At 36.7% G+C, this 6820-nt stretch carries 7 protein-coding genes; 3 read left to right on the top strand and 4 right to left on the bottom strand.

The features are described from left to right. Window positions 1-453: 453 nt before the first annotated feature. From AB1414_13040 to AB1414_13030, 3 genes are read left to right on the top strand one after another with little or no spacing between them, the layout of a single operon-like run. Entirely contained in the window at window positions 454-1386 is a 933-nt protein-coding gene (locus tag AB1414_13040) for a hypothetical protein (protein MEW6608348.1), read from the top strand. Window positions 1387-1446: 60 nt separating this feature from the next. Beyond that, complete coding sequence (locus AB1414_13035) at window positions 1447-1707, top strand: hypothetical protein (GenBank protein MEW6608347.1); 261 nt, start codon at window positions 1447-1449, stop codon at window positions 1705-1707. After that, window positions 1707-2297: a DUF6036 family nucleotidyltransferase gene (locus AB1414_13030; protein ID MEW6608346.1), complete on the top strand. Its 591-nt coding sequence runs from the start codon at window positions 1707-1709 to the stop codon at window positions 2295-2297. The genes AB1414_13035 and AB1414_13030 overlap by 1 nt, the downstream gene beginning before the upstream one ends. 256 nt (window positions 2298-2553) lie before the next feature. On the opposite strand, the gene AB1414_13025 is transcribed toward AB1414_13030, so the two are convergent. The 4 genes from AB1414_13025 to AB1414_13010 form a co-directional block, all read right to left on the bottom strand. Beyond that, on the bottom strand, window positions 2554-4101 hold the full coding sequence (locus AB1414_13025) for a diguanylate cyclase (protein MEW6608345.1): 1548 nt from the start codon (window positions 4099-4101) through the stop codon (window positions 2554-2556). An 81-nt stretch (window positions 4102-4182) separates the two neighbouring features. Then, window positions 4183-4554, bottom strand: coding sequence for a GxxExxY protein (locus AB1414_13020; protein ID MEW6608344.1), 372 nt, complete (start codon window positions 4552-4554; stop codon window positions 4183-4185). 101 nt (window positions 4555-4655) lie between these two features. Beyond that, the gene (locus AB1414_13015; protein MEW6608343.1) at window positions 4656-6236 is read right to left on the bottom strand and encodes an HD domain-containing phosphohydrolase; all 1581 of its coding nucleotides are present in this window, start codon (window positions 6234-6236) and stop codon (window positions 4656-4658) included. Between the two features lie 53 nt (window positions 6237-6289). Next, a complete protein-coding gene (locus AB1414_13010) occupies window positions 6290-6673 on the bottom strand; it encodes a hypothetical protein (protein ID MEW6608342.1) in 384 nt (127 codons plus the stop codon). Window positions 6674-6820: the final 147 nt, after the last annotated feature.

Below are 6820 nucleotides of genomic sequence, written 5' to 3'. Positions count from 1 at the left end.
GCACAGAGGATTCGTATAGGAAGACAGCTAATCTGATAAATCGGATACGGCATCAAGAAGGAGCTACGCCGGCACAAACATTACAAAACAATACAGAATCAGAAGGGGAAAAGATTATAGATTTCATGTAACCGTTCACCGCAGAGACACAGAGACGCAGAGAAGAAAATTAAAATTTATGGACGATAGGCTTAACATCCCTGATTTTCATCAGTGCAATCTCTTGAGTCCAACAACATTAAACTTGCCCTGATGAAAATCAGGGATGGATTAACAAATCTGGCTTGCCGGCTGAACATTTGGTAAGCAGGTTCTATGTATTTCAATGGCTACACCAATAATCTTTTCTGTTATCTGATTTATTTCCATATCTTCTCTGTAAACTCTTGCGTCTCTGCGGTAAATTACCACCTGAACGGTTACGATTTCATAGAGTTTAAGAGCAGGAAGATATTGGAAGAGAACAAGTGGAGAGAGGGGGAGGGTTTTGAGGATAAGGGGAAAGAGTATAGAGGGGAAGGGGATAAAAGATTTAGAGAAGAGAAGGTTCAAGAGGCGATAAAGGAATGCGAGAGGGAATATGGAGTAGATAGTAATTTGGGGAGTAATCCTGTAGGTTATGAAGATCCTGAACGAAGTGTCCATATCACTATAGATGATGTAGGAGTGAAAGGGCAAAAAGAGACTCGAGGCAAAAGTGGGGCAGAAGATGAAGGTAAAGATAGGAAGTATGTTCACAACACAATAGTTCATGTTCAGAAAGGGAAGAGTTCATATGTTTTAAATGGTTATGGGGTAGTGAGTGTATTGAGGATATTGGTAGCATTTCTACTCCATAATGATTTATTAAGGGCTCACCTTCAGTTTTTTATAGATGGGCAAAAGACGCTTAAGATAGCGATACTAAAAGCCTTTTCGTGGCATAGAAACATAGGGATAATATTAGATTGGCATCACTTAGAGAAGAAATGCAAAGAGAAGCTAAGTTTAGGAATGAAGGGGTATAAGATTCGCAATGAAGTTTTAAGTAATCTTATACCCGTGTTATGGCATGGATTGACAGATAAAGCCATAAAGATGCTAAATGGTTTAGATGAAGATTTGGTCAAGAAGAAAGGGGCAATAGAAGAGTTAGTTGGTTACATTGAGAGAAATAAGAGAGATATTCCATGTTATGCGGTTAGGAAAAAGTTAGGTCTTCGTAATTCGAGTAATATAGGAGAGAAGATGAATGACCTTATTGTGTCAGAGAGGCAGAAACATAATGGGATGAGTTGGTCTAAGTCTGGTTCAATAGGTCTTGCTTCAATAACTGCGATGAAAAGAAACAATGAGGCTAAAAGATGGTTTGAACAAGGTAATATAGAGTTCAAACTGGCAGCTTAATCCTAACCATACAGGTCGAATTTTTTTTTGACATTACCTTTGGCACAGTAAGGAAGGATTATGAAAACACTATCACCAGATACACATCCTGAGGCAGAGAAGGTATTGATTGAGCGGCTACGAAAGGCACCTGCCTGGCGAAAAGTAGAAATGGTAAATCAAATAACTACTACTTGTCGAGAATTGGCTTTAATTGGTCTGCGGAGGAGGTATCCTGAAGCACCTGATGAAGAACTCACAAAGCGGCTGGCGGCATTAGTGCTTCCTCGTCAACTGGTTATCTCTGCATACAATTGGGATCCCCAAAAGGAGGGTTATTAATGTTATTAGAACCAGTTTCTGTTGCCTTAAAAGTCATATCAGTCTTTGAAAAATTAGATATCCCATATTTTATCGGTGGCTCTTTAGCAAGCGCTATACATGGCGTAGTCAGAGCAACCAATGATGTAGATATAGTAGCTGATTTAAAAATGGAGCATATCCTGCCATTGAAAGAAGCTCTTCAAGGTGAATTTTATATCGATGAGGAGATGATAAAAGATGCTATTAAAAGAAAAAGCTCTTTTAATGTCATCTATTTAAAGTTGGTGTTTAAAATAGATATTTTTGTTTCAAGTAGTATTCCTTATAGCCAGGAGCAATTTAGGCGCCGATATAAAGAGACCCTAATCCACGAATCACAACAAACCGCCTATATCGCTACCCCTGAAGATACGATTTTGAGTAAGTTAGAATGGTATAAATTAGGTGGTGAGATATCTGAGAGGCAGTGGATAGATGTGTTAGGGATACTGAAGGTGCAGGGAAAACGACTGGATATAAACTATCTTCTTAATTGGGCAGAGAAGTTAGGGTTAAACCAGTTGCTTAAAAGAAGTATGGAAGAGGCTGGAATAGAGGAGGTAGATTAGGGGCACTTATGAAAAGAGTTTGTTAACAAACTCTTGTAGGAAAAACAATTAATTGTGGTAGAGAGCGTTGCGTAGGGCTTAAGGCTATATCTATGCTCCCAGGCATTGCTTTACTTCATTTTTTGCCATCTTTTTGTTTCTCTTGACATTTTGGGGAGTCCCAAAAGACAACTCAGAGGGTCATTAACCAGTCGATATAGCAGTTATTATTCAAAACTTTACTTAGAATTAAATACTCGTAACTACTCGTAGTGAATTAAGCTGCAATACAGACTTGATTTTTTCCACGACTTTTAGCATGATACAACGCCTCATCAACCTTCCTAATTAATTCCATCTTTTGGGCACCGTGTTGTGGATAAGTAGCTACACCAAGACTAATAGTAAGAGAAGAGTCTTGTATAAACTTCGTTCGTTTTACAGCTACTCGTAGTCGATTAGCAGCTAAGTAAGCCGCTTTATTATCCGTCTGAGGTAAAATGACAACAAATTCCTCCCCACCATAACGAGCAATAATATCTACTTCCCTTAAGCTCTCTTCCATCACCTTCGCCATCTTTACTAATGCCGCATCACCCTCTACATGTCCATAGGTATCATTATAATCCTTAAAATCATCTATATCCAACATAATTAACGAAAACGGTGCACCATAGCGGTGAGATTGTTTAATTTCTGTATCCAGACATTCTTGAAAATGGCGATGATTAAATAATCCAGTTAAGCCATCAGTAATAGCTAACTCCTCCACCCTTTTATGCAATAATGCCTGCTCAATAGCTACAGCCCCATGATGAGCAATAATATTGAATAACCTCAGGTCTTCTTTGGTAAAAGGATGTTGTGATATATTATTTCCTAAACTAATTACCCCAATTACATTATCTGCTGAGACTAACGGTAGAAGTAATGAAGTTGCCATAGGTTGAGCTAATTCCTTTTTAGACACAGGTAGAATTTTCCCTTTTTGATGTATAGTAAACTCAAAACTATCTAAATTTACCTCTTCATCATAAAATAGTGATAATTTATGTGTTAGCTCATTTTTAACCCTTTCAATCATCGTATCTGTAATTCGATATTGGCTGCTGATAATTACCTTCTTTATCCCTTCCCAAAATAGCATCAAGAGTATTATTGGTGAATAAAAAATCTTATGTAATTCCTCCTCAAGGATTTGTATTAGCTCAATATAATTAAGTGAAGAACTTAATCTGATGCCTAAGTGATACAATGAATTTAACTCTTGAGTCCTCTTTTTTACCATACTCTTTTGCTCATCTTCCTGTTGTATGAGTTGAATTCTATCGATTGCCAAACTTGCCTGATTAGCTAATATAGCCGCTAATTTTAAATCATCCTCATTAAAAATCTCTTTAGTTTTCTTATTATTCAGGTTAAGTACGCCCAGGACATTATTATCTTTTTTAAGTGGCACTGATAATAAAGATTTGGTATGGTATTTGGACTGGTGTTTTTTCCTGACTCTTTTATCCTTTTCTATATCTTTGATTAGTAGTGGCTCACCTGTTTTAGCTACCCAGCCTGATATACCCTTACCTAATTTTATTTTTGTCTGTTGGATTATATCATTCGCTAAACCTATTGCGGCGGCAATGTATAGGGCATCGTCTGTTTTAAGCATTAAAGAGCAAATCTCTACCCCTAAAAATTCCTTTGCCTTCTTAACTATTTCTAATGCCAACTCGTCTATGTCTAAGAAAGAGAAGAAAACTTCCGTCTTTTTGTAAAGTAAAGAAAGATTATTTAATTTCTCCTCTAAATCATCCTTTGTTATTTGCATTAGATTACTCCTTTATGGGTGCGGACTGTAAATAATTCAACCACAAAGGTCACAAAGTATCTTCACAAAGAGCACAAAGATTTATAATATAACTCTTTTAATACCATCTTTTAATAATAATACATTAAAATTGATTAGAAGTCCTAATTTACAATGAGAGAGTTTTAAATAAGTTAACATCTGAGCTAAATGAATATCAGTAAGGGCTTCAACCGACTTAACTTCTATTATTAATTTTTTCTCAACTAAAAGATCTATTCTATAACCACATTCCAATTTGACTTCTTCAAAAACTAATGGTAAGGACTTTTCTTTTTCTACATATAATCCACCTTGTATTATTTTATATGCCAGACATTCTTTATAAGCAGATTCCAACAGACCTGGGCCTAATAATTTATGAACTTCTATTGCGTATCCTATGACAATTTTAGATAATTCATTTTCAGTCATTCTTTGTGTCCTTTGTGCCTCCTTTGAGAACTTTGTGGTTCCTCCTTTGTGGACTTTGTGGTTAATAAATACCTACAAATAAAATCTACACCACTCCTTTATCATCTATTTTCCGTAGCTGCTATTTCCAGGAATACCTTGACTATCTTTGGATCAAACTGTGTGCCTGAGCATTCTTTTAGTATCTCGATGGCTTCTTCTACAGATTTTGCCTTCCGATAAGGTCTATCAGAGGTGATAGCATCAAAGGCGCCGGCTACAGCAATAATCCGAGCACCTAAAGGTATCTTTTTACTCTTTAATCCATTGGGATAGCCTTTTCCATCATAATGTTCATGATGATGGCGGACAATAGGTAATATCTGTCGTAAAAATGCAATTACCCGTAAGATAGATTCACTCTTAATTGGATGATGTTTCATTGTGTCGTATTCTTCATCAGTTAATTTACCTGGTTTAAGTAAAACCTGGTCACTAATACCAATTTTCCCCAGGTCATGTAGAAGTCCTGCATACCTCATTACCTCAATCTCTTTTTGATTAAATCCTAACTTTTTAGCCATTTCAACCGCATAATGAGTTACCCGCTCTGAATGACCCCGAGTGTATGGATTCCGAGTTTCTATCTCCGAAGCCAGCGCCTCGACCGTCCCAGTGTAAAGGTCTTGCATATCTATATAAATGCGTGCATTCTCTAAGGCAATCGCCACCTGTGGTGTTAATGTAGAAAACATTCTTAAGTTATCCTGAGTAAAGGCATTGGGTTGAAAGCTTGAAATACTTACTGCACCAATTGTCTCATCTTTAGCTACTAAAGGAAGACTCAATGTAGATTTGATTGGATGGTAAGCAACCTTCCGCCTTTTTTTTCTAAATTCTTTTTTGATAATGACTGGATTTTTATCAAAATTCCAATTTGTAAATTCACGAAGTATACCAATCAGATGAAATTTAGCCTCCTCCACTAATTCATCTGAAATAGGCTCTTGTGAAATTATATTTAACATTGCTCGCTCACTATTTAACAAAAGTAAACTCAATATATCAAACTCTATCATCTCCTCAAGACTTTTTGTCATTAATTTTAATACCTTGTCTTGTTCAAATGTAGAGCTAAGCATTTTGCCAATTCTATTCAGTATGAGAAGTTCTCCAGTCCGGCGCTGTGCAGTAGAATAAAGCATAGCATTTTCAATCGCCACGGCAGCTTGCGCAGCAAAAATAGTAAGAGGTGCTACATCTTCTTTAGTAAAAGTAGCCTCAGTAATAATGACATTCAAATTAAGTACCCCAATGACCTTATCCTTAGTCTTTAAGGGGATAGAAAGAGCTGATTTAATAGCTCCTCTCTCCTGAAGGGCTGAAAGTCTGGGGTCTTGTCTAATACTCTGGTGTGTAAGAAGCAGTGGTTTTCCCTCTTTAGCTACCAGGCCTGCAATTGGCTCGCCAACTTTGATTCTGACTGATTTCTTAGCCTCTTCTGGCAGACCTCTTGCAACCTTAATCTGTAGAGTTTCTTCTTTATCATCTAAAAGCATCAGGGAGCCTTCATCTGCCTTAGTTACTCTAATACTTGAGTCCATAATCAATTCTAACAATTCTTCTAAGTCAAATGTAGAACTCATCAACTCCGAGATTTTATAAAGTTCTTCTAAATAAGATTTACTTTTTTCTTGTATCATTTTTTCCTCCTGCATCAGCTCTATTTCTCTTTACTTTCTACTCTCTACTTTTGTTATTCTGGGATACTTTTCAGCTTGGTTGTAACTTCATTCTTAAATAGTTTATCAACAATCATATCCCCGGTCAATTCAGCTAATAGATCAAATAGATCCAATATCAACTCCTCAAACCCATCCTTGATAATCTTTTTTTCCTGCTCAGATATTCTGGATTTTAATTTTTGGAACTGAATTCCCTCAGTGGTAACATCTAAGTACTGAAGAATCGTATATTTTTTAGCAGTCCGTTTGATTACTCTACGCCACAGAGCAACTACAGTAACCGCCCCTAATGTCAGTACAATCCTATCCCACACCTTCTTAAGCAAATCTTCATAGATATCTACCACCTCTTCCTTTTTAGCTGTCAAAATTTCCTCTTCCCTTGTCTTTTCCATTGAAGTCCTCCTTTATTTGGTATAGCGGTTATTAACTGGAAGTTTACATAGGATAATACCCATAAATAAGGCATGAGAATAATCGTTCCGTTAGGAACATAATATCGGTAGGAATAGATAGACAAATCAATCAGTTCCGTAGGAACG

The sequence above is a fragment of the bacterium genome, from assembly GCA_040755795.1.
In the GTDB taxonomy this organism is placed as follows: Bacteria; UBA9089; CG2-30-40-21; order CG2-30-40-21; family SBAY01; genus JBFLXS01.
This window is presented reverse-complemented; position numbering and strand designations above follow the sequence as displayed.

Excerpts from the sequence above, each read along its gene's own strand:
- AB1414_13035 (MEW6608347.1), top strand. The coding sequence starts at position 1,447 with ATGAAAACACTATCACCAGATACACATCCTGAGGCAGAGAAGGTATTG.
- AB1414_13030 (MEW6608346.1), top strand. The coding sequence starts at position 1,707 with ATGTTATTAGAACCAGTTTCTGTTGCCTTAAAAGTCATATCAGTCTTT.
- AB1414_13025 (MEW6608345.1), bottom strand. The coding sequence starts at position 4,101 with ATGCAAATAACAAAGGATGATTTAGAGGAGAAATTAAATAATCTTTCT.
- AB1414_13020 (MEW6608344.1), bottom strand. The coding sequence starts at position 4,554 with ATGACTGAAAATGAATTATCTAAAATTGTCATAGGATACGCAATAGAA.
- AB1414_13015 (MEW6608343.1), bottom strand. The coding sequence starts at position 6,236 with ATGATACAAGAAAAAAGTAAATCTTATTTAGAAGAACTTTATAAAATC.
- AB1414_13010 (MEW6608342.1), bottom strand. The coding sequence starts at position 6,673 with ATGGAAAAGACAAGGGAAGAGGAAATTTTGACAGCTAAAAAGGAAGAG.